Below are 24,730 nucleotides of genomic sequence, written 5' to 3'. Positions count from 1 at the left end.
CATGCCTCGCACTTCCTTTACACGTTCATTTATCCATTACTTAAAAATTTCGTGACAGCATGGGTGAACTCCTGTTTTCGTCGGACAGACTCCTAGCGCCCGGTGGCGACGGATCTGTCGTCCTTTGAGCACAATTTTTGTGCGCTAGCGCCCGGTGGCGACGGATCTGCCGTCCTTGCGCACAATTTTTGTGCGCTAGCCCCCGGTGGCGACGGATCTGCCGCCCTTGCGCACAATTTTCGTGCGCTAGCGCCCGGTGGCGACGGATCTGCCGTCCTTGCGCACAATTTTTAGAAACACATCCCGAAGTCCTTCGTCGATCGTTAAGATGACATGCCGATGATTGACCTGAAAGACTTCCGCTGCTAATACACGACTCCATTCAGGGGGTACCCTCAATCTCTACCTCGAAACTTATACTTTATGCCCTGAAAATTAAAAATTTTCATGCATCAGTGGTGCCGCAACGCGGCATGGAAGTCTCATCTACTTAAAAAGGAGGAGCCTTGGCTCCTCCTGATAAATCTTATAGGTTTGACGAATTATGCATTCAAATAAACGGCTTTTCCTGTGCGTGCAGACTCATAAATCGCCTCAAGAATTTGTGAAACAACATAAGCTTGCTCAGGCGTTACTACAGGATCTGTATCCGTTTCAATGGCTTGGATCCATCTACGCATTTCCAGATCCGCATCACTTTCCTTAGCGCCATCATAGAAAGCAACACCGCCTGCTTTCAGATCCACCTCAGTTGTAAATAGACGGCTATGTTTCTCACCGTTGATGCGAAGCCCGCCTTTCATATCGGCTCCGCCTTCGGTACCGCTTAATGAGCATTTGGCCTCATCGACTTCAAGTGTATTCAGTGCCCAGCTGGATTCCAGCATAATCGTTGCTCCATTTTCCATCACAATCATCCCAAAAGCGGAATCCTCTACCGTAAATTTACTTGGATCCCACGGTCCCCAAGCATTGGCAGCATTTTCTTTTTGGGACAATTCGTGGTAAGACGTTCCCAGCACCACTTTCGGCTTGTAATTATTCATCATCCAAAGCGTTAGATCCAAAGCATGTGTACCGATATCTATAAGCGGTCCTCCGCCTTGCTTCTCCTCATCCAGGAATACGCCCCATGTTGGAACAGCGCGACGACGAATGGCATGCGCTTTTGCGAAATAAATTTCGCCAAGCTCCCCTTCCTCACATACGCGCTTCAAATGCTGGCTATCAGCCCGGAAACGGTTGTTGTATCCGATAGTGAGCTTCTTGCCTGTACGCTTCGCTGTTTCAACCATGCGCTTAGCATCCGCTGCTGTTTTGGCCATTGGCTTCTCACACATCACATGCTTGCCAGCTTCTAGCGCAGCAATGGCAATTTCGGCGTGTGAATCATTCGGTGTTAATACATGAACGATATCGATCGTAGCATCCTGCAAAAGCTCTTTGTAATCCTCATATACTTTAGCGGTTTTGGAGCCATATTTCTCAGCGGCAGTTTCAGCCTTCTCTTGCACGATGTCACAGAATGCGACCAGTTCAACATTCGAAAGCTTTTTCAAACTTGGCAGATGCTTGCCGTTTGCAATGCCTCCACAACCAATAATACCAATACTGAAAATACGTGTCATGTGAATACCTCCAGAGAGTGTGTAGTTTTGAGTTAATTAGGAAGTTCGATAGCAACTTCGCGTTTAATAAGTGATGACCGAATGATGCCGTCAATGATGGCTTGATTACGAACGATCTGTTCGCCAGGAATCGGGGCTGGTTTGCCATCCCGAACAGCCTCTACGAAATCGCGGACTTTCTCGTTAAATAAATTTAGCTTATGATCAATCAACGGAATTTGACTTTCCGTGTGATGTCCACGAACATCGTGGAAATAGGCAATAGAACCCACATTTCCGTCGAACACTCCGCTCCATGGCCCTTTACCGGCTGGCGTTACTTTGAGTCCGCCATCCGTACCAAGGAATAAAGTTGGTCCTAGCGTATCCATATGCATCGCCCATGAAATTTTGAAATTCAGCACGAGATCGTCTTCAAAACGGATCATCGCAACACCGAAATCTTCCACATCGAATCGACTAGCTTCGCTATGATATAACGGATTTGTTCCAAAATAATTACTGCTGTAAGCGGATACGGTAAGCGGTTTCGGGTAACCCATCGCATTCAGAGCCATATCAAGTGAGTAACAACCGATATCAGCCATTGCTCCTGCTCCGGCGATTTCCTTGCTAATAAATGTGCCGCCTGGCATGCCTCTGCGGCGTCCTCCGCCTGTTTCTACATAATAAACCTTTCCAAGTTGACCGGACTGAACCACGTCCTGAATGATCTTCATATTAGGATCATATCTCGGCTGGAAACCAACATTGAGCATGAAGCCCGTTTTCTTCGCCGTTTGCGCCATCTCGACGGCTTCTTCCAGCGTGACGGACATCGGCTTTTCCAGCATAACGTTTTTCCCTGCCAGTAAGGCATCAACAGTCGTCCGATGGTGAGCCACATTCGGTGTACAAATACTTACTCCATCAAGGTCTAATTCCAACAGCTGCCGATAATCATCAAAGGCTTGTGCCGTAGGAATTTGCCAAAAATCAATGAATTGCGCCGCTTTGCCTGGTACCGCATCCGCTACCGCTACAATCTCTACGTCAGCTAGCTCACGATATGCTTTGACATGAGCACCAGCAATACCGCCGCCTCCAATAATGCCGATCTTCAACGTTTTGTTCATCGAGATTACCTCATCGCTATATGATATTAAGACATCTGACATAAATGTAGCATAGGAATAACGATATTTTTAGTCTAACTTTAGGACAATCAAGCTAAGAAATTACGACACAAAAAAAACCAGACGGGGTTAACCACCTGGTTTATCATGTATCTACGATGACTCACTTCCTTCTGCTTTCCTTTGTGCATCCTCCAGATAACTTCTATAGACTTGCTCATCCGGATGATCACGGGTTAAATCCTCATCGTTATCCCTCTTTTCGCACCATTCTCAGCTTAAGTATATTTGGCAGAGAACTTGGCCCATGTGGGCCAGCTTCGATATGATTATAACTTCAAACTAATCAATTTCAGCTCTGTCATTTCTTCCACCGCATACTTCACACCTTCACGTCCGACGCCGCTATCTTTGAGCCCTCCATAAGGCATGTTGTCGACACGGAAGGTCGGAATGTCATTGATCATCACTCCACCTACTTCTAAATCTTCTGCAGCTCGTAATGCTGCGTTGATATCGTTCGTATAAATTCCTGCTTGCAGACCAAAACGGGAGTTGTTTACGGCTGAGACAGCTTCATCCAACGTCGTGAAGGGAGTTAAAGTCACGACGGGTCCAAAGACCTCTTGGCACGAGACCGTTGCCGTTTCAGCCACATTCGTCAAAATCGTTGGCGGAAATAGGCTCGGTGACAATGCTTTGCCTCCGGACAGAGCAATCGCTCCACCTGCTATTGCAGCGGATACCCAGCTTGTAATACGGTCAACCTCTTTGCAGGAAATCAAAGATGACATGTCTGTAGCTTCCTCAAGCGGATCACCAATAACCAATTTCTCTACCGCGGTTTTGAACATAGCTGCGAACGTTTCGTATTTGCCTTCATGAACATAAATACGTTGAATGGAGATGCACACTTGACCGCTGAAGGAGAAAGCCCCCAGCACACAACGATCCACTAACTGTTGTGTTATATCCACATTATTGTCGATAATTACGGCTGAATTGGATCCTAACTCAAGGGTGACTCGCTTCAGCCCTGCTTTATTCTTCATCGCAATGCCTACTTCAGGACTGCCTGTGAACGTGATAGCCGCAATTCTCCGATCGCGAACCAGCTTCTCGCCAATGACTGATCCTTTGCCCAGGATTACGTTAAGAGCCCCCGCAGGTAAGCCCGCTTCGAGCATAATCTCTGCTAATGCAAGCGAACTTAACGGTGTTTGACCTGCTGGTTTCAATACAACCGTATTGCCTGCTGCAATCGCAGGCCCTACTTTATGGGCAACAAGGTTGAATGGGAAATTAAATGGTGTAATGGCCCCCACAATACCAAGCGGTTTACGCACAGTGAACGCTAGACGCCCCTCGCCACCAGGTGCGGCATCTAGCGGGACAGTCTCGCCGTGAATGCGTTTAGCTTCTTCAGCAGCAAATTTGTAAGTATGAATCGTTCGAGAAATTTCCGTTCTGCCTGTTCTAATCGGTTTGGCCGCTTCCATCGCCAGCAGACGGGCTAATTCCTCTTTGCGCTCTTCCATCAGATGTGCAGTTTTCTCCAAAATTGCTGCGCGCTCGTGAGCAGGCATTTTTTTCATAATCGTTCTTGCAGCCTCGGCTGCCTGGATCGCATCTTCTGCATCCTCATCATCTGCTTGGGCTACCTGAGCAATAAGTTCCCCGGAATAGGGCGAGAATAAATCGATATAGACGGCTGCTTCTTTCCATTTTCCATTGATAAATAAATGTTTTTTCATACGAACATCATACCCCCATCGTTGATTGTGCCGGAACTAACTTCCTCAGAACCTCGGCGATAATGTCCAATCCCTCTTGAAGCTGCTCATCTGTAATGACCAGCGGCGTGAGGAAACGCAGAACGTTACCTTGAACGCCTGCACTCAGCACGATGACTCCCGCTTCATAGCAAGCTTTTACGCAGCTGGCCACCAGTTCTTTCGAGGGGTTACCTGTTACCGGGTCGACAAACTCAATCCCGCACATCGCTCCAAGTCCTCTTACATCGGCAATGTGTGGAATATCTTTTTGCAATGCTAAAAAGAAACTGCGGATTTTACCGCCAATGATTTTGGATTTCCCTGGAAGGTCGTCTCGCTCCATCATTTCAATAACAGCCAAAGCAGCCACGCATCCTAACGGGCTCCCACCGTAGGTGCCTCCGATTTCCCCGGGCCCAGGCGCATCCATAATCCCCGCTCTGCCAACTACTGCACTAATGGGAAGTCCCGCCGCAATCGATTTAGATAACGTCATTAAATCCGGCTCAATATCGAATTGACTAGATGCAAACATCGTACCTGTCCGTCCAAAACCTGTCTGAATCTCATCCGCGATAAAAATAATGTCATTCTGCTTACAGATCTTATAAACACCTTGAACAAAAGATTTGGGAGGCACAATAAATCCGCCTTCTCCCTGTACAGGCTCCATAATAACCGCGGCAATCTCTTCTGGGGCCACTTCTGTATAAAGAAAGTCTTCAAACTGCTTCAGGCAAAAATCTGCGTATTCTTCTTCCGTCATCGATGCAGGACGGTTGAAAGGATACGGGAACGGAGCTTTATAGATCGCCGGTGCAAAGGGGCCCATGTTAAATTTATATGGCTTTACTTTGCTAGTTAGTGACATGCCAAGTAATGTGCGTCCATGAAACCCGCGAGTGAACGAAACAATGCCTGTTTTACCCGTATATTTTCGAGCGATCTTCACCGCATTTTCTACGGCTTCAGCGCCACTGTTCAGAAAAATCGTCTTTTTCTCAAAGTTGCCTGGCGTGATCTCATCTAATTTCTTGGCAAGCTGCACGTAAGGTTCATACATCGCAACATGGAAGCAAGTATGCAGATATAATTCTGCTTGTTTTTGAATTGCCTCTACAACTTCCGGCGGGCAATGCCCTGCATTTAATGAACCGATCGCACCAACAAAATCCAAAAATACATTGCCATCTACGTCGTACAATAAAGCCCCTTCTGCCTTTTCAACAAAAATTGGCGTATTATTGCTAACTCCCTTAGGTACATATCTTTTTCTTTGCTCAAGCAGTTCCAGTGATTTAACTCCTGGTACTGAACTTGAGATAGATACAAATTGTCGATTATTAGTGCTCATGTTAAGCATCCTCCTTGTTAACAACGCTGAAATTAGCATATATATACTTCCTAGCAATAATGATGCCACTTAGCAGAAGATTTTTCGCTCACGTTTAACAGCCTATCTGATAAGACTCTTTTAATGAGTCCCTTCCGATATTCGCGCAGCTGGCGACATAGCCAGAATGGCTAATTTATCAGTGGTAGAAGAGGTGATCAAGGCGGTTTCCATTCCCGTTATGGTCAAAGCCAGAATAGGCCACTTTGTGGAGGTACGCGTTTTGAAATCCATGGGGGTAGATTATTTGGATGAAATTGAAGTGCATCTGGGATCGGAAGGCGTCTTCGTCGGTTCCGGCATTTTCAAATCCGAAAGCCCAGAGAAATTTGCTCGCGCCATTATCGCAGCAACTACTCATTATACAGACTATGCACTGATTGCCTCCGTATCCAAAAATTTAGGCACCGCCATGAAAGAATTGAGCTTTCTACCTTACAACCAAGTGAGCTTATGGCTCAGCGCGGCTGGTAGAATTGTTGTGGGTATTGGTTGACCGCTTTCATATTCAGCATTTGCTGCTTGGGGAGCGGCTTTATTTTTCACCCCGCCTGAACTCTTCGAAAAAAATGAAAACCCTTTTTATTTACACCTTGCGTTTTCACGAATCGTGTAGCGTCATCAATATCCTATTTATATTAAGTAATTTAAAATAGGCATTCTCAACTCTACTGCCCGTCCCTCAATGAAATCAAAAAAGGAACTGCTTCAATGCAGCTCCTGAACTATCGTTCTCCGTCCCTCGGTCAATTTAGCTTTAAAGCCTCTGAATTCGGCTTGACCAGCTGACCGGATATTTTCTGAGCGACTGCATCGGCGATCGCTCGGTAGCCTGCTTCATTCGGATGGATTGTATCCTGCATGAAAGGATGCTCCGGCCTAACCTGACCCCAAATACGAGGCTGGGGATATCGAGAATATCGACGCGAGGATCATAGTCCCGGAAGCTATGATACACGTCCCAAAGTTGATCGGAGTAAAGCTGCGCGTTCTCAATATCTAGATGAATATAGCTCCAGCGATGCACTGATAAGAATGGATTTGGTATGCGCAGCAGCACCCCACCGTGAGTTTCCTTCAAGAGTCTGTCCACGACGAGCTTCAGATCGGCTTTAATCTGCGTAGGGCTACTTTCTCGAATGTCGTTGATCCCATAAGAAACGACATATAAGTCTGCCTGGTCTTGTATCACATTGTCAAGAGTATTGCCGTGGGTAGCGATTTGGTTAACAAAATGATGCAGCGTATTGCCGCTGGAGCCGCGGTTGCGGATTCGTGCCCCTTCCAGAATCCCTCCGGGAGCCCCATAGATCTCTGCCAGCTGTTCATATAGTCCCTGCGCCGCTTCTGTCGTACTATCGCCGACGAAGTTGATGAGCCTACCTGATTTGGAGCTCTGATAGAACGTTTGAATCGATTCGTCCGTCTTCCCGAAGGACGAAACAGGAAGCGGCAGCGAGAAGATCAAGGAGAACGCCAAACCGAGCTTCCACCAGTTCATTCTGCTAAATCTGTTTCCTCACTCACTAATGTTCCTGTCGCAAGTCCCTTCATAAACTTCCGGTGTCCTCGTGCCGGGATTTCATAAAACTACACCGCCAGTAGACCGAACAGCTCTCACTGTAAAAACTATTGCGCGCTTACAAAAAAAGAAAAAGACAGCTCCATTGGGAACCGCCGCATATCTATACCACTCGAATTCCATTAACTTTACTGGAAATGTTGACAAGCTATTAGCTGATATAACGTGGCGAGGCTTCTCAGTTATTGGGAGCCTTCGATTTTGGAACAATCGTTTTTAATGGTGAAGAGTCATACCTCCTCTCCAAATCCAACAGCGATTATAAGCATATATTTGTGTCGTTGGACAACAAAATATATGACAACACAAATCTACCGACATAAATAGCACAAATGTTAACCGTCATTTTAATGTTGCTTTTCCATCTTTACTCCCATTTGCGAAGCGCATCGTGAAATCTTCTGATGACTTCGGGAAGCACGAATAACCAAGTCGTGACAACTTTCAATATGACCCTATGTTCGCATTTTCTGCTGATGTTACGAGGATTTTCACCCGGTCCATCACGTAAAATCAAATCCGAATAGCTGATGTCCGCACTTCCGCTTTTCTAGACCCTACCTACACTACCGCACGATTCTCCGCCATAATACTCTCTCCATTTGATTGTTTCAAATAAACGCCAGAAGAAAATTGTTATTTGACCATAGAAGTTAACCTGGATGTAAACCTTTATCAGTTATCTATAAGATTTTATGGACGTGCCGCGTTAACTAGAATTTCGCGCTTTTGGCTCGCTGCCAAGCTTGTTGCAGAAGCTGCTTTAACACCGAAGCTTGCTCCCAGCGGTTCGAGACTTCCCGGCTAGATCGAAGGTATGGCTGTGTCGTGATGGCATAGTCCGGAGGCCCTAACTCCGGCAGTACCGGCAGCGATTCTCCTGGCTTCGCCTGCTCCAGCCAATATTTGAACGCTGACGTCCACCAGCGCATGAAGTGTTTTACCATCGGATGAACGCCGTTCGGACCGATATCAATCTGGATCTGTTCGCCGTTCGATACTCTGGCATGCAAACAAGAAGTCCGTTTAAGCAAAATATCGAAATAAGGATCGACTTTTTCGATATCGCCGTTTATTTCACCCGCTACGATATAATGTGACAAATCGATGGTCAGGCGTAGATCAGGGATAGCGTTTACATAATCTATCGTACGATGAAGATCTTGAGTAACTCTGCCGCGGTGGGTTTCCACATAAAGAGGTACTTCTTGCTCCCTTGTTTCCATGACGAGATCGTTAAGAAGCCGCTCGGCCTCTGCCCCGATTACATAGGCATCCATGACCTGTGCATTGATGTACTGCGCGCCAAATTCTTTTGCCTGTTTGGCAACAGCAGAGAGATCCTGACGATTCCATGGAAACGCAAGCGCGCCAAAGCTGAATCGATAACGATCCAACAGCTTGCGCCATTGCTCCGCTTCTGAAGATGCGGGCACAAAGCCGACAATTCCTGTAAAGCCTGCTTCCGCTATTTTTTCAAACTTTTCCTCCATTGTCCATTCTTTTTCTCCGTCACCGAGCCCTTCCATGGCCCACCACGCTTGTTGAATTTCAAGTCGAGCTTCCGTCAAAATAACTCCTCCCCAGGATTAATCTAGCAGTATTTTCTTTTTCAAATCTTCTCTTTCGATCGTAGAATCGTGACGAATGTAGTGGCAAACGTAAGAACGTCTCCAGCGATTCGAACGATTGCGGGTCGAGGAGTGGATTAAGAGACTATCGAAAATAAGAATGTCCCCTTTATTTAATATCACCGGAATCTCCCTGCTCAGGTCAATACCTTCCGTTTCATCCGTCCACGCTTCGTGTTCTTCGAGATTTTTCACTTTTCCATGCGGCAGCAATCCGAGCTTGTGAGTTCCCGGAATGACGTACAGGCAGCCGTTTTCCTCATCTGTATATTCCATGGCCACCCAAGCAGCGGTCAACGTATTTGGATCGTTGCGGATGTAATAATAGTCTTGATGCGCAGCTTGACCGTGAGCGCCCGGTTCTTTGTAGAAGTACATGCTTTGTACGCCAACAGCCTCATCGCCCAGAATTTGGGCCAACGCGCCGCGGACGATGGGCAGCTTCATCATTTGCAGCGCAAAAGCGTCATGCAGATGCGGGTTAAAAAGACGTACAGAATAGCGGTCTTTCTCATCCACCGAATTTTTGCCTTTACGCGGCAAAGCCCACTCCGGCATCGGATCGTTCGTCCGAATCGAATGAATGTGCGAGTTGAAAATATGAATCAAATCGTCACTGCAGCCATTTGGAATGACGAGGTAGCCATCTCTATCATATTGCTCAACTAGCTGCTTGGAAAGCGGATTCAGCCTTTCGGTTTTCGTTTGCATATCGCACCGATCCTTCCCCTATAGTTGTATCCTTAATTGATTTGCATTTTATTATCCTTTTAAAGATCCGGCGGTCAATCCGTCAACAAAGTATTTATGCCCGACAATACTTAGCAGAATTAAAACCGGAACGGACATCAGACAAGCTCCCGTTATTGGTGAAGCATAATCGATTTCATAAGGGTTATTCATCATCGTAATGCCGACGGCGAGCGTCATCTTTGAATCCGAAGTCAAGTAGATCAATGGTCCCAAATAATCGTTCCAAGAGCCCATAAATGTGAGCAAGGCAACGATGCCCGTTGCACTTTTGCTAAGCGGCAGAGCAATTCGAAAGAAGGTTCCGAGCTCCGAGCATCCGTCAATCCGGGCGCTGTCATAAACCTCTTCGGGAATCGAGACCATGACCTGACGAATCAGAAACACGCCGAAAGCTCCGACCATGCCGGGAAGAATTAACGGATAGAAGGTGTCCAGCATGCCGAACGAACGAAACATGATAAAAGAAGGAACGAGCGTCAGCTGTCCGGGAATCATGATCGTCGCGAGCATCACGGAAAAAAGAGCGCTTTTGTACTTAAACTGATAACGGGCAAACCCGAATGCCACTAAGGAATTAAGCAGGATTGACAAAAAAGTTACGGATACGGATATCGTAAAACTGTTGAATAACTGGGTCCCAACAGGCAATTTTTCAAATAAATGCGTAAAGTTATCCAATACAGGATGTATCGGAAACGGATTAAGGGGCTGACCTACGATTGCGTCGTACGATTTGAAGGCCGTGCCGATCATAAATAGAAAAGGCGCGACAAATACAAGACTAATCGCAATCAGCATTATATAAGAAATCGTATTTACGACTCTAGTCCGGACAAAAATCGGCCTCCCTGTTGCTTGAACCTTCATGTCCTGCATAACTGCCATATCTTTCACAGTCATAATAACCTCCTTACTCTTCACCTTGATTTTTCACTTTGAAAAATTTTAATTGAATTAATCCGATGATGAGCATCAAAATGGTAAATACATAGCCCAAGGCTGACGAATAAGGAAAGTTATTGCCGCGAAATGCTTCATCATACATATAGCTGGTTGGGAAAATGAGCGATTGCTCGGGCCCGAAGCCTTTTCCCGCTAAAATGAACACCTCGCCGAACATGCTGTAAGAACCGATAATAGCTTGGAAAACTATAAAAGTCATAATCGGGCGCAGCAAAGGGAGAATGATATGCCACAAGCGCTGAAACGGATTAGCGCCGTCAATTTTCGCGGCCTCAATCAAATCTGTAGGAACGTTTTGCAATCCGGCCAAAAAATACAAAATATTGACCCCTAAGTATCGCCAGCTGCAAACTAGTACGAGCGAAGGCATCGTCCACGTCGGGTCGTTTAGCCAAGCAATTTTCTCAAAGCCGAATAAGTCGAGCAGCATATTGAGAACGCCGCTTTCTTGGTTGAAAATCAACCCGAACATAATACCTACGACTACCGCCGAAGTAATATTAGGCGTAAAGAAAAAAGTTGCAAAGTATCCTTTGTGCTTTGCAACGTGAGGCCTATTCATTAAAAGTGCGATTGCCAAGGCCAACGGCAAAATAAAAAATAAGCTACCGATCGTCAATTTGGTTCCGTTCCACATCGATTTCCAAAATAATTGATCCTTTAATACAAGCAAGTAGTTTTGCAGACCCGAAAAAACGTAATTATCCAGTCCCTGGTGAAAGCTAAGCCATAAACCGGATAGCGTCGGATATAAGCCAAAAATGGCATATGCAATAAAAAATGGGCAAATGAATAGAAATGGAGCCAATTTCAGCCGAGATGGCGAATTTAACAACAAAGCAATCCCTCTCCTTATCCAAGGTCAGAAGAAGAGGCGCCGATAGCTCAGACCTCTTCTTCATCGCTCTTGTCTTTTAGTTTTGTCTGCTTTTTTCTGCATCCATCGAGTTTTGTGTCTCTTTTGCTACATTCGCCAAGAAGTCTTCAGGTGATATTTTCCCCTTTTGATAATCAGGCTCGTACTTTTCCCATGCTTTGGTAACGAGAGGACGCCACCAAGCCTGGTTTTGATTTGGCGCTTTCGGAATAAGGTTTCCATACAATTCGGCAAGGTCCTGACCGCCGAAGTATTCGGTCATTTTGCTTTTTGCGTGTAAAATCGGATCACTAGCCGCACTCATCAGTGCCGGGAACAGGTTGATGATTTGGAAGCTCTTCACAACTTCCTTCGTGTCCAAATGGGTTAATTTCAAAAATTCCCAAGCTAAATCTTTGTTCTTGCTGAATTTGGAAATGGCCATTCCTGTTCCCCCGGCAACAGTAGTCGGTACGGAATTCGGGCCGCCGAGAGGCATCGGTACAGCCGCCCATTTTCCGCTTAGCTCAGGAGCATATTGCAGCAAAAATCCAGCCCACCAATCCGCGCCGAATCCCGCAATATACTTGTCTTTTTTGAATGCTTCCCAGAGCTGTGGGCCATCTGGGCTGCTTTTATCCATAATTCCCGCATCTTTCCAGGCACGGATTCGTTTTAATACAGAAACGCCTTCCGATGTGTTGAAGCCGATTTTTCCGTCTGCCGTTACGATGTCGCCGCCTTCTTGGCGCAGCAGCATCTCGAAAGTGCCTTGATCTTTCAGCGTTCCGGAAAAAATAAATTTGTCTTTGCCAGTCAGTTTTTTAGAAGCCTCCATAAATTCGTCCCAAGTTTTGATTTTGGAAACGTCAATGCCGGCTTTATCGTAAATATCTTTTCTGTAATATAATGCCGAGACGCAAGCCGCGATCTCGATGCCGTACGGTTTTCCGTCGACCGTGTAAAGAGCTTGGCGTCCTTTCGGAATCGCATCGGTCAATTTGTTTTTTTGCAAATAGCTGTCCAACGGCTCAAAAGGTACGCTGCCGTTAATATATCTCGCGAATGCAGACTGCTCCACATCGATCAGGTCCGGCGCATCCTTGCCTCCGGATTTGGTCACAACGGTATATTTATCGTAAAGCGCCCCATACTCCAATAGCTTAATATCGACATTCACATCGGGATGCTCGCTTTCAAACTGCTTTTTCACATCCTCATAATACTTCGTGTGCGTATTCGCAAACGTCCAGACAACCAGATTTTTCTTGTCGCCTTTGGTATTATTGTTGGCGCTTTGATCCGTATTTTTATCGCTTTGCTGACTTTTTTGGTCGGTTGATTTCGTGTTGGCGGCGGTAGTACTGCTACTGTTGCTGCACCCGCTCAAACTTGCCCCGATCATGATCGCACATGCTGAAAGTAGCCATTTCTTCATTAAGAAGCACCCCTTGTCCAATTTTTTGAAAGCGCTTTTAAAAAAGTTGTTTTTTCATGATGAACACCTTCTTTCCCAATCTTCCGACAGCCACTTCCTCTCGCGCATTGTTAAAATCTTAGTTTTCCATATAATCATACATGTCATTTTCATATATTAAAATAGATGTAATTGATTAGTATGTATCTGAAATTGATATTTCAATTTTTAATCCTCACAACGTTTTACCATCGTCCATCCGAACCGGAATCTTTACTTCTAGAAATCGGATCGGGTCTTTTAACAATTGATAAACGGGTTCGGGATACAGCATTAAGTCAGTCGCTTCTTTTAATAAGGATTGAAAGGCGGTTAATGGATTTTCAACTTCCATACTTTCATTTGAAGCTGTTGTAGGCACTGTTTCTCTTTTTGCGTCGATACTTAGCATCACGGGCACCTCATTCAGTGTATTTTTGCATAGCTTAAAGACAAGAAAAACCCGCCGAGACAAATTGCCTCTGGCGGGTTCATGCTTACAAAATACTTTTACGCAGTGCAGAAGATAGAATATGCATCTCTTCACGATATTTGGTTACCGTTCTGCGTGAAATGCGAATGCCTTCTTCCGTTAAGATTTCTACAACCTTCTGATCGGAATAGGGCTGTTTCTTTTGTTCCTGTGAAATGAGTTCTTTGATTCTAATCTTGATTGTTTTGATAGACGTTAGTTCACCTACATCCGATTGCAGCCCCGAGGAAAAGAAATATTTAAGCTCAAGCACGCCATATGGGGTACGAATGTATTTGTTTTGTACCGTCCTACTTATCGTAGATTCATGTAGGTCAAGCTTCTCGGAAATCATTTTTAAGGTTAAGGGCTTCATGCCACGTTCGCCAATCTCTAAAAACACCAGCTGTTCTTCAAAAATAGCCCGAATGACCCTGTACAGAGTCATCTTCCGCTGCTCCAAGCTGCGCACAATCCAATCGGCCGTTTTCCATTTTTCTTTCAGAAAGGAAACCGATTCTTTACAACCAGCATGCTTGATTTGGCTATAATAGTCTGTATTAACCGAGGTCTTTGGGACTGCGCCTGCATTCATTTGGATCACGATGTTCTCGTGTTCTTTATAAATGGTAGCATCGGGAATGATATAAGATTCTTCAATCCAGCTGAAGGCCATACCAGGTCGTGGATTCAAACTACGTATGTAGGTGACGATCTCCTTCACTTGTAGGAGTGTTACACCTAACTGCAGCGCAATCTTATCCAGCTTCATCTGAGCAAGCTGCTGCATACATTGGCTGACCACTTCAAAAGTGCCATGCGGTGCGGCATGATCCTTAGAAATCTGCAGCAATAAGCATTCCTGCAAGTCTCTAGCTCCTACACCCGGCGGATCCAGCAATTGTAGACATGCTAGCGCTTCTTCGACAACCTCTCTAGGCTTATTCAAAAACAAGCTTACTTCCGTAATAGAAAGAGGTAAATAACCTCGATCATCTAAATTTCCTGCCAGATAGGCTGCCGTCTGATATAAGGCATCGGAAACCCCTGCTATCCGCAGCTGGCTGAGCAGCCACTGCTCCAATGTTTCCTCTCTCGCCTTCGCCTTCCATAGCGGATCTGTGATGGACCCAGCCATTTGTGAAGATTTACCCACTTTCAAATAAGAACTTGTGAAAGATTCAATGTCCAGTAAGGGATTTTCCAAGGCTTGCTCTTGGAGGTACTGCGACAACTCATAGCTTGATAATTGCAATATATGAATGGACTGCTGCAGTTCAGGAGTCATCGTTAGTTTTTGGTTCTGTACTTGTGTTAGACTATAGCCTGTTTTCATACCTAGTTCCTCCTTGAGTTTGCCTTGGTAACACTTTTCGTAGTGAGTATAAGCTTCATCATTTGAAAGCGCTTACGATAAATCTATTATAGCAGAAATTTATATCCCTTATCGTAATCTAGCAAAAATCGTGCCAACTGAATACAATTTCACATACAAAAGAACCTCCATTTCCCACTGTGCTAGTGGAATTGGAGGTTCTTTACGTAAAATTCGGGGCGTTCTCTATCATACGAACACTTTTGGAACAGCCCCTTATGTAGTTCTTTATATAGCTAGCTCAGGCGCTCCCGAGGTGATACTCATGCATCTGATGAGCGCATTGAATGAAGCGAACCGTCTGAGTTTGCGCCCTCATAACGACCGAATGTGTTTCTGCGCGACCGCCAAATAGAAATTTAACGCCGCTCAGGAAGTCTCCCGAGGTCACACCGGTTGCAGCGAAATAAATGTCAGAATCGCCTACTAACTCGCGCATTCCAAGCACTTTGGATGGATCAACAATCCCCATCTCCTTGCACCGCCCTATCTCATCTTCATTCTCTGGGAGAAGCCGTCCTTGAAATTCGCCTCCCATACAACGAAGTGCAGCCGCTGCGAGCACCCCTTCCGGTGCGCCTCCGGAACCTACGTGCAGATCAATGCCCGTTTCTGGGAAAGCTGCTGCCATAGCACCCGCAACATCACCATCATTCAGTAAATGAATTTTGACACCCAGCGTCCGTAAAACAAGGATTTTATCTGCATGCCTTTTGCGATCTAAGATAGACACGGTTAGTTCTGTTATCTCTTTTTGTAATTGAAGAGCGGCTTTTCTAATCGTTAATTCGAGGGGGTCATCCAAGTTCAATTTGCCAACCAAACGCGGTCCTACGGCCAGCTTCTCCATATACATATCCGGTGCATGCAGCAGGTTCCCTTTCTCAGCTATGGCTACCACGGATAGGGCATTGTTCCTGCCGCTTGCTACAATATCGGTACCTTCGAGCGGATCAACAGCCACATCATATTCGGGTCCCAACCCATTTCCTACAGACTCACCGATGAACAGCATCGGGGCTTCATCCATCTCACCTTCACCAATGACAACCGTTCCTCGGAAAGGTATGGAGCTAAAAATAGAACGCATAGCAGAAGTTGCTGCCTCGTCAGCGCTGTGTTTATTCCCTTTTCCCGTCCAACGTGCGGACGCTAAAGCCGCAGATTCTGTTACTCGTACAATTTCCAGAGACAAATCTCTTTGCATACATCATTCACCCTTTCTATTAGGAAATATTGGCTTCCCCGCTATCTGTCTGCTAGAATCAGACCAGCCGTTTCTTCAATGGCCTTCTCACTTACATCAATGATCTTACAACCAATCTCACGATATAATTTCATTGCGAATGCCAGCTCTTCTTCGACTCGCTCCCCTGTCGCATATTTAGCGCCAAAAGGAAGTCCGACCGCTTTCAGACGTTCCGTGCGAATACGTACCAGATGTTCGGGACTCATCGTCAAACCAATTAATTTACTCGGGTCAAGCTCATATATAATTGCAGGCGGCTTCACCTCAGGAACAAGCGGGTAATTCGCCACCTTATAGCCTTTGTGCGCCAAATAAATGCTGAGTGGCGTTTTGGAGGTTCGGGAAGGTCCAATTAAAACAATTTGCGCTTGCTTCATAGCGCTAGGGTCCTTGCCATCGTCACTGTTTACCGTGAACTCTACCGCTTCTACTCGTTGGTAGTATTGTTCATCAAGCTGATAAAGCAAACCGACTTTCCGCTTCGGAGAACCCTTAAAAGTATCTATGAAAGCCTGCATCATGGGTCCCATGATATCAATGGCATTTACACTTAAACGTATGGCTTCCTGCCGCATCATCTCTCTAAGCTCAGGCAATACTAACGTATAAGCAATGAAACCATCCACTTTCGCTGCCTCTTCTACTAAAGCGCGTACTTCATCTTCCGTTCGGATAGATCCGAAACGCCTGACTTGTACTTGGCTTGCATTAAATTGGCGGATCGTTGCTTGTACGACAGTATTCGCTGTTTCTCCCACTGAATCCGAACAAACGAAAATCGTATGGATCTTCTCTCCCACTTACACTCCCCCTGATTAAGTACCCAGCGCTACATCAAGCAGCAATTTGGTCATTGTTGTTTTCGTAATTCGGCCAACCACTTCATCTGGCTCTTGATCAGCCTCACTCTTAACCACAGGCAGCCCATCTACTTGATGATGAATCATTTTCCGCGCTGCTTCTAATACACTGTCTTCCGGGTTTACCGTCACAACATTCGGATGCCTTGTCATGACTAGTGAAACGGGCATAGTATTTGCCGTCGCTTGCCCAAGCGTAACTTTTAGCAAGTCCTTCCTAGTAACAATGCCGGCTAAAACCCCCTGCATATTCACAACAATCAAGCTTCCTACATTTTCGAGAAAAAGAGTTACTACAGCGTCGCTTACGGTGGAGGTTTCCCTAAGAACAATAGGGATTCCCATGACATCCTTTACTTTTACAGCTTCTATATGTTTGAAAGGTGAATCTACTTCAAGAGCAGCCGTTCCTAGGAAATATCCTACCTTTGGTTTGGCATCGATATAGCGAAGCATTACCAAAACTGCAAGGTCGGAACGAATGGTCGGACGGCTAATTCCAAGCAATTCAGCAATTCGCTCCCCTGTAATCGGTGCATGCTTTTTGACTAAATCGATAATTTCCATCTGTCGGGATGTAAGCTCTATGATGTTTCCCCCCTTTCCTAAATCTTGTCTTACTTATTCTAACTCATCTAAAGTTCGTTTTAAATCTTAGGACCAGCAGCGCTGATACGTTCATCGACACCCTCGAATTTTTGGAAGTTATGGATAAAACGCTGCGCTAATTCCTTCGCCTTGACATCATATTGACTTTGATCTTGCCAAGTGTTCCTTGGCAGTAAGAGCTCGCTCGGAACCCCTGGTACCGCATCAGGACATAATAGACCGAAGAAGGGAACTTCCGTGAACGTCGTATTCTCCAAGCTGCCGTTTAAAGCAGCTGTAACCATTGCTCTTGTATACACTAAATTCATGCGTTTGCCTTCGCCATAAGAACCGCCAACCCAACCTGTATTAATGAGGTACACGTTGGCCTTATGTTCTTCGATCTTACGCCCCAGCATCTGTGCATAAACGTTAGGACGAAGCGGCAAGAATGGCGCCCCGAAACAAGTAGAGAACGTTGCTTCTGGTTCCGTAACTCCACGTTCTGTACCAGCGAGCTTTGACGTGTAACCAGACAAGAAGTGGTACATTGCTTGTTCTTTCGTCAGCTTGGAAATAGGAGGCAGAACTCCGGAGGCATCAGCCGTCAAGAACATGATGACATCAGGATGACCGGCGATTCCCGGAATCTTCACGCCAGGGATATACTCCAAAGGATAGGCTGCACGTGTATTTTCCGTAATTTGCGTATTGCCGTAATCGGCAACGCCGCTCGTAGGATCAAGCACAACATTCTCCAAAACCGTACCGAATCGGATGGCCTGCCAAATCTGCGGCTCTTTCGCCTCAGTAAGGCCAGCACATTTTGCGTAGCAGCCTCCCTCGAAATTAAATACGCCCGTCTCCGTCCAGCCATGTTCATCATCACCGATGAGACGGCGATTCGGATCCGCCGAAAGTGTCGTTTTCCCTGTGCCAGATAACCCGAAGAACAAAGCTACATGTCCTTCTTCACTAACATTGGCCGAGCAATGCATAGGTAGAACTTCTTGACCAGGCAAGAGATAATTCAGAACGCTGAAAATGGATTTCTTCATTTCACCGGCGTATTCCGTACCGCCAATCAGCACGATTTTTTTCTCAAAAGAAATGGAAATGAACGTTTCCGACCTGGTACCGTCGATGAGTGGATCAGCTTTAAAACCGGGTAGAGCAATAACAGTGAACTCCGGCTTATGCGACAGCAATTCCATCTGACTAGGACGAATAAACAGTTGATGGGCGAACAAATTGTGCCAAGCATACTCATTGACTACTCGAATCGGCAGCCTGTACGCCAAATCTGCTCCAGCAAAACCATCAAAGATGAACAATTCTTTCACCGCCATGTAGTCTTGCGCTTTTTGATACAGCCGCTCGAATTGCTGCTCCGACATCGGCTGATTCACAGCTCCCCAATCGATATGATCAGCTACAGAAGCTTCATTTACAATGTATTTGTCCTTGGGAGAACGCCCTGTATATTTACCAGTGTTCACCTGAAGCGCTCCGGAGGACGCGAAAGATCCTTCTTTGCGCTCAATGCTCACTCTCATTAGCTCTGACACTGACAAATTATAGTGGGTGGCACCTGCTCTTAGCTGTTCAACCTTTAGTTCTATGCTCATTCTCCCATCCCTCTCATTGATAAGGCATTATATATAGTGTGTTCTATTTGTTATATAGTGTACATTATATAACGAAATAAGTGAATATAATATTGTTTATAGCACATAAAATATTTTTTTATCACTATTCGACACAAATAATACACAATAATAAAAAACCGTCATTGAATTCCTCCTAATGTTCGAGGAGAACTAATATGGCAACGGCCTAAAATAATTGCGAAAGTGCAGGTATTTTGCTAAATCTAGTTTCAGAAGTGGAAAAGCCTGCTAAAATGCAGGAATTTTCAGCTCTTCCATCCTAAAATTTAAAAAAGACCGAGAAAAGCCTGCACGATTGCAGGAATTTACGAATAGAACCTATTTAAAGAAAAAAAAGCATGTACAATTGCATGGTTTCTCCAAAACCAAAGTCACGCCTTCTCGTTAAAGTTCACTCCAGCCCAAACTCTTAGCACAAAACATATAAATTCTATTAGAAAGGGGTAACCCCTCAGTCCTCTCCTGAAAACTTATACTTTCTATAATGTTAATAAAAAACTCTCCTTTCACTCCATCTGAAGGAATGAAAAGAGAGCCCTATAAGAAGATGCTTTATTAAATTACTGAAAAAAAACAATGCCCATAACACCCGCAAATACGATGACCATAAAAGGATGCAGCTTATATTTAATAATGGCTAGAAAGGCACCTACCGCAATAAGCACTGTGGCAATTTGGTCCCAAGATATTTGATGCTTCACTGGTCCTAACCCCGACCATCCGAAGTGTATCGCTGCAAAAATGATAAAGCCTGTTACGACTGGTTTCAAACCATAGAAAGAAGATTTAAACCATTTATTCGCATGCCATTTATACAAAAAAGCGGCTAATACAATAATAAGGATGAGTGAAGGCAGCACCATTCCTAACGTAGCTGCAATAGCACCTGGCACACCGGCTGTATGAAATCCGATTAACGTGGCGCTATTCGTTGCAATCGGTCCGGGGCCTGTACCAGCTAAGGATATAACGTTATTAAAATCACCGGAAGTGAGCCATTGATGCCTCTCCACCTCACTTTGGATAACAGGAATCATTGCGTAACCGCCACCGAATGAGATCATGCCAATTTTAAAGAAAGTAATAAACAAACTTAAGAGCATATTCCACCTCATTCCTCAAATCCCGTCTGCGAAGTAATAGTCGGCAGCAAGATTGCTTTTGTCTCCTGACATTGAGTCATCTTGCCTCTTGATCGGATTCTTCATTCCCAAGCGCTGTTTCAGGAAAACAACGGCAATCCCGACCAATAGACCGAAAATAATCATTAAAATAGGTGATATCGGCAGGAAGAGCAGCAAAAGAACGGTGCAAACTGCGGCTATTAGCGTCATTTTATCTATAATAGAGGATTTCGCCATTTTGTAAGCAGCGGCAGCGATTAATCCTACGATAGCCGCATGGATACCTTCCATAATGGCTTGCATTTTCGGATAACTTTGAAGGAATGTGTAAATGATACTCAGCAGTATCACGATAAAAAAAGTAGGAAGCGTAATGCCAATGACGGCTGCTATCGCTCCTCTTATTCCTGCCAAATGATACCCTACTAGAGCTGATACATTGACGCCTACACCACCCGGAGCTGCTCCAGAAATCGCAAGCAGTTCCGACATCTCATCGTCGGTCATCCACTTGTTCGTGACGACAACTTCTCTTTGGATAGCAGGAAGCATGGCATAACCACCACCGAATGTGAGTGGACTGATACGAAGAAATGTCCAAAAAATACGTAGTAAATGACGAAAGTTATTTGTCGGCATGTTGGTTGACCTCCCCTGCACTTAATTCTATTTTGAACTAAAGATAGATTTTTGTCCAATCAAAAGATTTAATCCCTTCCTTCATTATCCCTTATAATGCAGGATTTACGTCTAATTCAATCCGATAATCCCGATCATTAAGCTAAGTTTAATTTATTTTGATTGAAAGGTCGGTATTACGCTGCTATCTGGGTAAGTTTTCTATATGATCAACCTTACCAACACTATTATAAGGAGTGAAAATTCATGAGCCGGATGATTCAAGCCTATTTCACAGTGAAAATCAAGCCGAAGATGCGAAGGTTCTACTGCTGAAGTATAGTCCGGAAATGCTCGAAGTTGGCAGATTGCCAGATGGCTTCAATGGCACCGGACGTGTACTGCTGCCTTTCGTAGCCGGAGTTGGAACCGGCGGAGAAACGAATCTGAATAATGGTGTCGGAGTTCTAGGCGTGATGCCAACAGTCGAGACTCATTCTTCTGAAGCATATAGGGATGAGGATGAAGATGCTCTTTATTATGTGCTTTCAGCCAAAGTCAGCGATGCCGATTATCCGGCGGCTGTTGATCTCCTTCGCCGCAATCATGCGCATATGGAGAAAATCGATTAAGACAAAAAAAACTGCGTTTTCTACAGTTGTAGGGAACGCAGTTTTTTTGCATATTCCAATCCAATATTCCGGTGGTTTTTCATTTCATCGTACAAAGACTAGTCGCTACACCACCTGCGGTAATTGTAAGGATGGAAAGCAGGAATGTTTCAGCCGACAGCAACAGTCCTCCAAGGCAGATAATCATACCATCGATGATAAAAATAATTATTCCCACATTTAGCGGAACCCATTTCGAGAAATATTGCGCCAGCAAGTCCGTTCCGCCGGTACTGGTTTCATAACGCAACATGATTCCTATCCCAGTTCCCACAATAAATCCGCCGATCACGGAGCTGCTGAATGATGTAAAATCCACATAAAATAAGAAAAGATCACGGTATGGAACTAAGAAATCGATAACGAATGAAGAAAAGAACAACCCATAAATGCTGTTGTAAAACATCTCACTGTAATGAAACCATACCAATATAAAAATAGGAATGCTGCACAAAAACATAATTAGTCCCACTTTGAGTCCAAACAAATAATTAATAATAAGGGCAATTCCAATGAGCCCGCCATCTAGTATCTTAAATGGCATGAGAAAAAAATTGATCCCTATTGAAATCAGCAAACTCCCCAAAATGATTGCTATGTTTTTTTGTAACGAAGACAAACCAACCAGCTCCTGTAAAAGGCTTGTCTGATTAATATGCTGAGAACAGAAATAAAAGAATCTAATCTTTTGTAATTGGAGAAAACGGCTGAGTGATGACTATCATACCAACTGAGCCGTGCCTGAAAACGCAAGCAGGCAGCCGCTAATAATGCCGGCTGCCTGCTCATAAACTTTTTCCATCCCTGATAAGAAATTATTTGGCGGTCGGGAAAACTCTAGCTACGATCTCTTTAAACTGGTCAACAAAACCGGCAACTGGTCTTCCTTGTTGAACATCAAGTACATAAGTATTGAAGCGGTTCACCAAATCTGGATTCGTTGAGACGTAAACATTCTGGATATTCGGGTCCGTTGCTCTGACTTGATTGGCAATTTGGTCTTCAATATTACGTGTTAATTGTTGATTGTTTTTTAGCACAGCAGCAACATAGGCATTTCTTTTGGTTACCAGCACATTTGTTTGTTTTACGCTGTCTAGCGTTGCAATTTTCGCTGCCGCTTCTTTCGCTATTTGGATGCGATTATCCTCAGTACCCGGTTGTTGTACTTGTTGCTGTTTAATTGGTGCATTTTGCTGTTTTAGGTTATTTGGTTTAGCTGCACATCCCGATACAATAATGGATATGGTCGCTGCGGTTAAAATCAAAGCTTTGTGAGATCTTTTGGTTATAAACATCTTAGTACACCCCTCATATGCAATCTGTGTTGTGTGTTTAGTATGCTTAATCAATCATATATTCATTCCTCTCAGGCGGTTGATTTCTAACGAAACTTTCCAACGTTCAATCCTTTCGTTGACTTATTTATTTCCAGTTTTTTTTTATTAAGATGGGATATATTATGTTCGTTATTAAATAATTATCTGGATGGAGGAGAAAGAAATGGCCCAACAAATCGACACAGACCTGTTAAAAAAGGCAGAAGCATCTTCATCAATCGCCAAAGACATGATTGCTCAAGCAATCGAACAATCTGCTGCAAACCAAACGTTATGTGAACAAGCTTTAAAAGCAGCCTCTGCTGAGATAGCCCAGGCGCAAACAATGGTAAGCCAAGTATACTCTTCGCTTCAAAGCGCCCCACAAGTCTAAATAATAGTCCTATTTTTCTTTGAAATGTTCCACGGTGGAGCGTCAGTATGCACATTGGGCCTTACTTGAAGCGAAAAACCTAGCGGAAGCTCCGCTAGGTTTTTGCTATCTCTATTCTTGCATCTTTCGTTTGCTGCTTCTTTATTGCATAATTCGTGATGTACACCCCTGCAACGATCCAAATCGCCCCTAAAAGATGATACATCCTTAACGCTTCCCCGGTAAAAGCTGTTGCAAAAACCGCACTGAACATCGGAATCAGATTCAGAAAACCCGCACAACGCTGAGGCCCAGCAAGCTCAATGGCGCGATTCCAGCTCAAGAAAGCTACAATCGATGCAAACAAACCAATATAAATAAGTCCTGTTACAAGAGAAGGACTCCAATCAACGTGTGGCGATTTCAGCGCCCACTCCATTGCCGAAAGCGGAAGCAGCAGCACTAAAGCCACAGTCATTTGAATTAGTAGAAAAGGACTGGATGGGAATCGTCCTGACATCTTTTTCATACCTACCGAATATAGAGCCCAACACAGAACGGCCACTAGCATAAACAAGTCGCCTTTGTTAAAAGAAAGACTCAAGAGCGCCGACACACTCCCCCGACTAATAATCCAGCTCACACCAGCCATGGACACCAAAATTCCTGGTAAAGCCGACCATGCGAACCTCTCTTTCATAACTAACCAGGTTAAAATCACAACCAGGATAGGCGTGGCCGAATTCATTAATGAAGCATTAATCGAACCTGTATATTGGACAGCCACATAGGTTAAGGTATTAAATCCCGCAACACCGGTTGCGGACAGAAAAAGAATCATTTTCCAGCTGCGGAGAAATTCAGCTCTAAGCTGCCAAGCCTGCTTGCCAAAGAATGGCAGAAGACAAAGAAAAGCAATACTCCAACGTAAGGCAGCCAGTGTAATCGGTGGAATATGAAGGACAAGCGCCTTGCCAGCAACAAAATTACCTCCCCATATACATGTGGCGAGAACTAGCAGAATGTAGGGGGAATGTTTGATCATATAGATTCGAGCTCCTTTTTTAATAACGCTTAGATCATTCTCTTATTCATTCATCATGATAACATATGATTCAACCCATAAGGCGATGTATGGAAAATTAGACGCTTAATTGGGTTATTTTCCGTGAACTCGAATAGTGAATTCGCAAAAGAACCATAATAAAGAATGGAAATATTGGGTAATCTGTATTCTTTGCCGAAAGGAGATCGATTAG

At 44.7% G+C, this 24,730-nt stretch carries 23 protein-coding genes and 2 pseudogenes; 3 read left to right on the top strand and 22 right to left on the bottom strand.

Annotated elements, in window-relative coordinates; genetic code table 11:
* Positions 1-246: 246 nt before the first annotated feature.
* The 5 genes from ASG93_RS34980 to gabT all read right to left on the bottom strand — a co-directional run bounded on the left by ASG93_RS34980 (position 247) and on the right by gabT (position 5,872).
* The gene (locus ASG93_RS34980) at positions 247-399 is read right to left on the bottom strand and encodes a hypothetical protein (RefSeq protein WP_156410862.1); all 153 of its coding nucleotides are present in this window, start codon (positions 397-399) and stop codon (positions 247-249) included.
* A 143-nt stretch (positions 400-542) separates the two neighbouring features.
* A complete protein-coding gene (locus ASG93_RS10690) occupies positions 543-1,628 on the bottom strand; it encodes a Gfo/Idh/MocA family protein (RefSeq protein WP_056831684.1) in 1,086 nt (361 codons plus the stop codon).
* A 32-nt stretch (positions 1,629-1,660) separates the two neighbouring features.
* Complete coding sequence (locus ASG93_RS10685; protein ID WP_056831682.1) at positions 1,661-2,743, bottom strand: Gfo/Idh/MocA family protein; 1,083 nt, start codon at positions 2,741-2,743, stop codon at positions 1,661-1,663.
* Between the two features lie 329 nt (positions 2,744-3,072).
* Positions 3,073-4,497, bottom strand: coding sequence for an aldehyde dehydrogenase family protein (locus tag ASG93_RS10680; RefSeq protein WP_056831679.1), 1,425 nt, complete (start codon positions 4,495-4,497; stop codon positions 3,073-3,075).
* A gap of 7 nt (positions 4,498-4,504) precedes the next feature.
* Positions 4,505-5,872, bottom strand: a complete 1,368-nt coding sequence (gene gabT / locus ASG93_RS10675) for a 4-aminobutyrate--2-oxoglutarate transaminase (protein ID WP_056831677.1) — start codon at positions 5,870-5,872, stop codon at positions 4,505-4,507.
* Positions 5,873-5,999: 127 nt separating this feature from the next.
* On the opposite strand from gabT, the pseudogene ASG93_RS10670 reads away from it, so the two are divergent.
* Positions 6,000-6,385, top strand: a pseudogene (locus ASG93_RS10670) (pyridoxal 5'-phosphate synthase lyase subunit PdxS); the annotation flags it as partial.
* 283 nt (positions 6,386-6,668) lie between these two features.
* On the opposite strand, the gene ASG93_RS10665 reads toward ASG93_RS10670, so the two are convergent.
* The 14 genes and pseudogenes from ASG93_RS10665 to ASG93_RS10600 form a co-directional block, all read right to left on the bottom strand.
* Positions 6,669-7,412: an SGNH/GDSL hydrolase family protein gene (locus ASG93_RS10665; RefSeq protein ID WP_056831675.1), complete on the bottom strand. Its 744-nt coding sequence runs from the start codon at positions 7,410-7,412 to the stop codon at positions 6,669-6,671.
* A 794-nt stretch (positions 7,413-8,206) separates the two neighbouring features.
* Positions 8,207-9,064: a sugar phosphate isomerase/epimerase family protein gene (locus ASG93_RS10660; RefSeq protein ID WP_063891845.1), complete on the bottom strand. Its 858-nt coding sequence runs from the start codon at positions 9,062-9,064 to the stop codon at positions 8,207-8,209.
* An 18-nt stretch (positions 9,065-9,082) separates the two neighbouring features.
* Positions 9,083-9,835, bottom strand: coding sequence for a phytanoyl-CoA dioxygenase family protein (locus tag ASG93_RS10655; RefSeq protein WP_056831671.1), 753 nt, complete (start codon positions 9,833-9,835; stop codon positions 9,083-9,085).
* Between the two features lie 51 nt (positions 9,836-9,886).
* Positions 9,887-10,777: a carbohydrate ABC transporter permease gene (locus tag ASG93_RS10650; protein ID WP_056831669.1), complete on the bottom strand. Its 891-nt coding sequence runs from the start codon at positions 10,775-10,777 to the stop codon at positions 9,887-9,889.
* A gap of 10 nt (positions 10,778-10,787) precedes the next feature.
* A complete protein-coding gene (locus ASG93_RS10645) occupies positions 10,788-11,678 on the bottom strand; it encodes a carbohydrate ABC transporter permease (RefSeq protein ID WP_056831667.1) in 891 nt (296 codons plus the stop codon).
* A 76-nt stretch (positions 11,679-11,754) separates the two neighbouring features.
* Positions 11,755-13,134: an ABC transporter substrate-binding protein gene (locus ASG93_RS10640; protein ID WP_056831665.1), complete on the bottom strand. Its 1,380-nt coding sequence runs from the start codon at positions 13,132-13,134 to the stop codon at positions 11,755-11,757.
* Between the two features lie 220 nt (positions 13,135-13,354).
* A pseudogene (locus ASG93_RS10635) lies at positions 13,355-13,507 on the bottom strand (glutamate dehydrogenase); the annotation flags it as partial.
* Positions 13,508-13,649: 142 nt separating this feature from the next.
* Complete coding sequence (gene rpoN, locus ASG93_RS10630) at positions 13,650-14,960, bottom strand: RNA polymerase factor sigma-54 (protein ID WP_056831661.1); 1,311 nt, start codon at positions 14,958-14,960, stop codon at positions 13,650-13,652.
* A gap of 280 nt (positions 14,961-15,240) precedes the next feature.
* Positions 15,241-16,206, bottom strand: a complete 966-nt coding sequence (gene glpX, locus ASG93_RS10625; RefSeq protein ID WP_056831659.1) for a class II fructose-bisphosphatase — start codon at positions 16,204-16,206, stop codon at positions 15,241-15,243.
* 41 nt (positions 16,207-16,247) lie between these two features.
* Positions 16,248-17,048, bottom strand: coding sequence for a pyruvate, water dikinase regulatory protein (locus ASG93_RS10620; RefSeq protein ID WP_056831657.1), 801 nt, complete (start codon positions 17,046-17,048; stop codon positions 16,248-16,250).
* Positions 17,049-17,063: 15 nt separating this feature from the next.
* On the bottom strand, positions 17,064-17,675 hold the full coding sequence (locus ASG93_RS10615; protein WP_056831656.1) for a helix-turn-helix transcriptional regulator: 612 nt from the start codon (positions 17,673-17,675) through the stop codon (positions 17,064-17,066).
* Positions 17,676-17,755: 80 nt separating this feature from the next.
* Positions 17,756-19,324, bottom strand: coding sequence for a phosphoenolpyruvate carboxykinase (ATP) (gene pckA, locus ASG93_RS10610; RefSeq protein WP_056831654.1), 1,569 nt, complete (start codon positions 19,322-19,324; stop codon positions 17,756-17,758).
* Between the two features lie 602 nt (positions 19,325-19,926).
* Positions 19,927-20,469 carry a chromate transporter gene (locus ASG93_RS10605; protein ID WP_056831652.1) on the bottom strand — a complete coding sequence of 181 codons (543 nt, stop codon included), beginning with the start codon at positions 20,467-20,469 and terminating at the stop codon, positions 19,927-19,929.
* Between the two features lie 15 nt (positions 20,470-20,484).
* Positions 20,485-21,129, bottom strand: coding sequence for a chromate transporter (locus tag ASG93_RS10600; protein ID WP_056831650.1), 645 nt, complete (start codon positions 21,127-21,129; stop codon positions 20,485-20,487).
* A 236-nt stretch (positions 21,130-21,365) separates the two neighbouring features.
* Between ASG93_RS10600 and ASG93_RS10595 the strand changes: the two genes are divergently transcribed.
* Positions 21,366-21,740 (top strand): hypothetical protein, encoded by a 375-nt coding sequence (locus tag ASG93_RS10595; protein WP_056831648.1) that lies wholly within the window; start codon positions 21,366-21,368, stop codon positions 21,738-21,740.
* A gap of 79 nt (positions 21,741-21,819) precedes the next feature.
* Here the strand turns inward: ASG93_RS10595 and ASG93_RS10590 are convergent, their stop codons facing one another.
* On the bottom strand, positions 21,820-22,398 hold the full coding sequence (locus ASG93_RS10590) for a YitT family protein (RefSeq protein WP_056831646.1): 579 nt from the start codon (positions 22,396-22,398) through the stop codon (positions 21,820-21,822).
* 196 nt (positions 22,399-22,594) lie between these two features.
* On the bottom strand, positions 22,595-23,077 hold the full coding sequence (locus tag ASG93_RS10585) for a YhcN/YlaJ family sporulation lipoprotein (protein WP_056831644.1): 483 nt from the start codon (positions 23,075-23,077) through the stop codon (positions 22,595-22,597).
* 205 nt (positions 23,078-23,282) lie between these two features.
* Between ASG93_RS10585 and ASG93_RS10580 the strand changes: the two genes are divergently transcribed.
* Complete coding sequence (locus ASG93_RS10580) at positions 23,283-23,492, top strand: hypothetical protein (protein ID WP_056831642.1); 210 nt, start codon at positions 23,283-23,285, stop codon at positions 23,490-23,492.
* A 94-nt stretch (positions 23,493-23,586) separates the two neighbouring features.
* Here ASG93_RS10580 and ASG93_RS10575 read toward each other — a convergent pair whose 3' ends face one another.
* Positions 23,587-24,516, bottom strand: coding sequence for a DMT family transporter (locus tag ASG93_RS10575; protein ID WP_056831640.1), 930 nt, complete (start codon positions 24,514-24,516; stop codon positions 23,587-23,589).
* Between the last annotated feature and the right edge of the window lie 214 nt (positions 24,517-24,730).

Source organism: Paenibacillus sp. Soil787 (assembly GCF_001429545.1).
GTDB lineage: Bacteria > Bacillota > Bacilli > Paenibacillales > NBRC-103111 > Paenibacillus_E.
This window is presented reverse-complemented; position numbering and strand designations above follow the sequence as displayed.